Here is a 4270-nt window from a genome sequence, read left to right as displayed (position 1 = left end):
CATCGGCTCGACAAGGACACCTCGGGCTGTCTCGTGTTGGGACGCCACCGCAAGGCAACGGCCTCGCTCGGGCTTTTGTTCAAACACGGCAAGATTTCAAAAACCTATTGGGCGGTCGTCGAGGGCGGCCCGAACGAAGATGACGGCATCATCGACATGCCGCTCGGCCGACTCAACGCCGAGCGCGGCTGGTGGCAGAAGGTCGATCCGCAAGGGCAGCCGGCGGTCACCAACTGGAAAGTGATGGGACGCGGCGACGGCCTGACCTGGCTGGCGCTTGAGCCCGTCACCGGCCGCACCCATCAATTGCGCGTGCACTCCGCCGCGCAGGGCTGGCCGATCGTCGGCGACAACATCTACGGTAACGGGCCCCGCTTCGGCGAGCCGCGCCTGCATTTGCATTCCCGCGAAATCGGGATTCCCATTTCAAAGAACAAGGAGCCTGTGCGCGTGATCGCGCCCGCGCCCGAACACATGCGCGAGCGGCTGCGCGCCTGCGGGTGGAACGGCGAATAGCTGTGCCCGATCAATAATGAATCTGCGCGAGCCGGCGCAGTTCGTCCGGCGTCGTCGTTCCGAAGCCCAGGAACTCCAGATAGGCCGGGATCTGCTCGAACAGCATGTCGACACCGACCTGGACCTCGCACCCCTGGGCTCGCGCCGCGGCCAGAAACGGCGTGATCTCCTGTTGCAGCGCGACCTCACCGACCAGAGCCGATGGCGAGATCCTGTCCACGTCGATCGGAAGCGGATCGTCCTTCTCCATGCCGAGCGGCGTGGCGTTGACGACGATATCGTAGCCGGCCGGATCGCCCGATCCCGCGATTATCTCGAGATTTGGATAATGCGCCTGGAGGCGATTGACGAGAGCGCCGAGCGCGGGCCCCGATACGTCATATAGCCCGAGCCGCGCACCGCCGGCCCTCGCCATCGAGGCCGCGATCGCGCTGCCGACCCCGCCGCAACCGGCGACAAAGAGGCTGGCGCCGGCAACCCGCCGCCCCTTCCGCTGCACGCCGCGCACAAAGCCTTCGCCATCGAACATGTCGCCGATCATTCGGCCGCGCTCATCGATCTTCACGGCGTTGCAGGCACCCGCGACCTTGGCCGCCACGGAGGCGTCGTCGACAAGTTTAAGCGTCGTCACCTTGTGCGGCATGGTGATGAGCGCCCCGCAGACGTTGCTGAGCCGAAAGACAAGTTTCAGAAACGCCGGATAGTCCTCTCGCTTGCAACCCATCGGAACGACGGCGGCATTGATCTTCCGTGCCTCGAACCACGGATTATAGATCATCGGCGATTTGAACGGCTCGGTCGGATAGCCGATATGAGCGATCAGCTTCGTCCGTCCGTCGATCATGCCGGTTCCATCGATCCGCTCAAGCCGGCGCCGCGCCGGCAAGAGAAGCCGCGCGCTGGCGATCGTAGTCCTGCTTTTCGATCGGTTTGGCGTTCGGATCGCCGAGGTCGGCGGCCGCAATCCGGTAGGTTTCCCGTGCCGAGAACGCCGCAGCCGCCGAGATGACAGTGACGGCAAAAGCGATGGCGCCGATGGTCAAGGGCACATTGGTCGATCCCGGAGGGGCGACGGCGGCGAACAGCGCCGGCAGCAGCGCCGTGATCATGGTGCCGATGTTTTGCGCGATCGCCATCGCCGAAACGCGATATCTTGTTTGGAAAAGTTCGGGATAGAAACTCGGGAACACCGCGTTGTAACCCTGATAGACCAGGCCCCACATCAGAATCGAAAGAGTGATCGCCATCGGCACGTTCTTGATACTGATCGCGTAAAGATAGGCGAAGGCGAGCAGCCCTGAACCCAGCGAGCCGATGATCATTGGCGGCCGTCTGCCGATCTTGTCGGAGAGATTGCCAACCAGCGGAATCACCAGCACAGCGGCGATGTTGCCGAGCACGGGAATCCACAAATAGACATCCGGCTTGAAGCCGATTCCATAAGCGGGCTGCACCGCATAGGCCGCACCGAAAATCGTCGCGACAACCGGTATCGTGTTCATCAGCGCCATGAAGACCACGCGCAACATATCGGCCCAGCTGGTCTTGAACGCCTGCATCACCGGCGCCTTTGGTACCGCGCCCTGCTCGTTCTCCTTGGTGAACGCGGGCGATTCCGCGACCTCACGACGGATGAGATAGGCAACGATCAGCACCAGGAAGCTGAGCAGGAACGGAATGCGCCATCCCCAGCCGATGAAATCCTCTCTCGGCATATAGGCCGCGATCGGCAGGAAGACCGCGGCGGCCAGAATTTGCCCTGTCTGAACCCCCTGCAACGTAAAGCTCGCAAAGAACCCGCGCCTGCCGAATGGTGCGTGCTCGAGCACCATCGAGCTTGCGCCCGAAATTTCGCCGGCGACCGCAAAGCCCTGCATCAACCTGAGGACGACCAGCAGCACCGGCGCCCAGATGCCGATCTGCTGATAGGTCGGCAGCAGGCCGACCAGCACGGTCGAGCAGCCCATCAGGAACAGGCACAGCACCAGCACGCTCTTGCGGCCGTGGGTGTCGCCGTAATGGCCGAGCACGAAGGCGCCGATCGGCCGCGCGACATAACCGACACCGTAGGTCGCCAGGGAAGCGACGATCGCCACCGTCGGATTCTGCGACGGAAAAAAGATCTGCGGAAAGACGAGAGACGCCGCGGTCGCATAGATGAAGAAATCGTAGTATTCGAGCGTCGATCCGATCCAGCCGCTGGCCGCAGCGATCTTCGATTGGCGCAAAAGCTTCGGGCTATCGCCTGACGTCATCCTGTGTTTCCCCCGATATTGTTAAGGCCGTTCGCTCGGGCAATTTCTTTGGAGTCTTTGCTCCCTCGACAGAACATATCGCGAGGCACCGATAACACAATTGCCAATTTGAACGGAAACTTCGCCCGGCCTTAAACAGCCAGCCGTGCGCCGTCGTGGCCCGCGATCGCGAGCCGCCGCAGGCTGCCTGGCGTCTCGCCACGGATGGCCACGGGGAGGAAGTGCTCGGTGCGCCCTTGCGTGGCACTCTCGATCAGAATCTCACGCGTCTTGCCGGTCTCGGATTCTAGACGGCGTCGCAACGCGGCCTCGCCCGCGGCGCGCAATCGCCCGGCGCGCTGCTTGATCGAACGACCCTCCACCTGAGGCATGCGCGCAGCTGGCGTCCCTGGACGCGGCGAGTAGGGAAAGACGTGCAGCAAGGTCAGATCGCATTCCTCAACGAGATCGAGCGAACGGGCGAACATCTCTTCGGTCTCGGTCGGAAAGCCGGCGATGATGTCCGCGCCGAAAGCGATATCCGGACGCAGACGCCGCACCTGCGCGCAGAAATCGACCGCCTGCCGTCGCGAATGGCGGCGCTTCATGCGCTTCAAGATCAAGTCGTCGCCCGATTGCAGCGACAGATGCAGATGCGGCATCAGCCGCGCCTCGCTTGCGATCACATCCAACAGATCGCGATCGACCTCGATCGAATCGACCGAGGAAATCCGCAACCGCCTCAGCTCCGGCACCTCGCGCAAAATCCGCCTGACCAGCTGGCCGAGCTTGGGGCCATCCGGCAGATCGGCGCCATAGCTCGTGAGGTCGACGCCGGTCAGCACGATTTCGGGATGCCCCCGCTCGACCAGCGCGCGGACCTGCGCGATCGAATCCGCGATCGGTACGGACCGTGAATTGCCGCGGCCAAACGGAATGATGCAGAAGGTACAGCGATGGTTACAGCCGTTCTGGATCTGCACATAAGCGCGCGGCCGGGCCGGCCTCGCGCCGCTCGCGGCAGGCTGCGCCGCGACCGCCATGATGTCGGACACCGCGATCTTGTCGCCAGCGGCATCGCTGGCATCGAGCGCCGATTGCGTTTTGCGCCAGGTCTCCGCATGCAGCTTGTCGTCATTGCCGATGACGCGATCGACCTCGATCATCTCGGCGAACATTTGCGGTTGGATTTGCGCCGCACATCCGGTTACGACGATGCGGCGTTTCGGCTGTTCACGCCTCAGCTTGCGAATGGTTTGCCGCGCCTGCGCCACCGCTTCGTTCGTGACGGCACAGGTGTTGACGACCACGACATCCGTGACACCAGCACGGTTCGCCTCGCGCGCAACGATCTCCGACTCGCAGGCATTCAGCCGGCAGCCAAAGCTGACGACGTCGACCGCGCTGTTCGAGGTTTCGCTGAGCGACATGGATTCACGCCGCCGGCAATGCTTCGAAAAGCTTGGGATCGAACCGGCTTTCGTATTCGAAAGTCGCGGTTCCCGTCATCAGCACGTGAT

Annotated in this window: 4 protein-coding genes; 1 reads left to right on the top strand and 3 read right to left on the bottom strand. The window is 63.0% G+C overall.

Annotated features, from left to right (window positions below):
* On the top strand, nucleotides 1-516 hold a 516-nt coding region (locus VFL62_RS06855; protein ID WP_325171616.1), incomplete at its 5' end, for an RNA pseudouridine synthase.
* 10 nt (nucleotides 517-526) lie between these two features.
* On the opposite strand, the gene VFL62_RS06850 is transcribed toward VFL62_RS06855, so the two are convergent.
* The 3 genes from VFL62_RS06850 to mtaB form a co-directional block, all read right to left on the bottom strand.
* Entirely contained in the window at nucleotides 527-1360 is an 834-nt protein-coding gene (locus VFL62_RS06850; RefSeq protein WP_325171615.1) for a shikimate dehydrogenase, read from the bottom strand.
* 19 nt (nucleotides 1361-1379) lie between these two features.
* Nucleotides 1380-2771, bottom strand: a complete 1392-nt coding sequence (locus VFL62_RS06845) for an MFS transporter (protein ID WP_325171614.1) — start codon at nucleotides 2769-2771, stop codon at nucleotides 1380-1382.
* 131 nt (nucleotides 2772-2902) lie between these two features.
* The gene (mtaB, locus tag VFL62_RS06840) at nucleotides 2903-4180 is read right to left on the bottom strand and encodes a tRNA (N(6)-L-threonylcarbamoyladenosine(37)-C(2))-methylthiotransferase MtaB (RefSeq protein WP_325171613.1); all 1278 of its coding nucleotides are present in this window, start codon (nucleotides 4178-4180) and stop codon (nucleotides 2903-2905) included.
* Nucleotides 4181-4270: the final 90 nt, after the last annotated feature.

It is taken from the genome of Bradyrhizobium sp. (assembly GCF_035701725.1).
In the GTDB taxonomy this organism is placed as follows: domain Bacteria; phylum Pseudomonadota; class Alphaproteobacteria; order Rhizobiales; family Xanthobacteraceae; genus Bradyrhizobium.
Note: the sequence above shows the minus strand (reverse complement) of the source record. Positions and strands in the feature narration are given on the sequence as shown.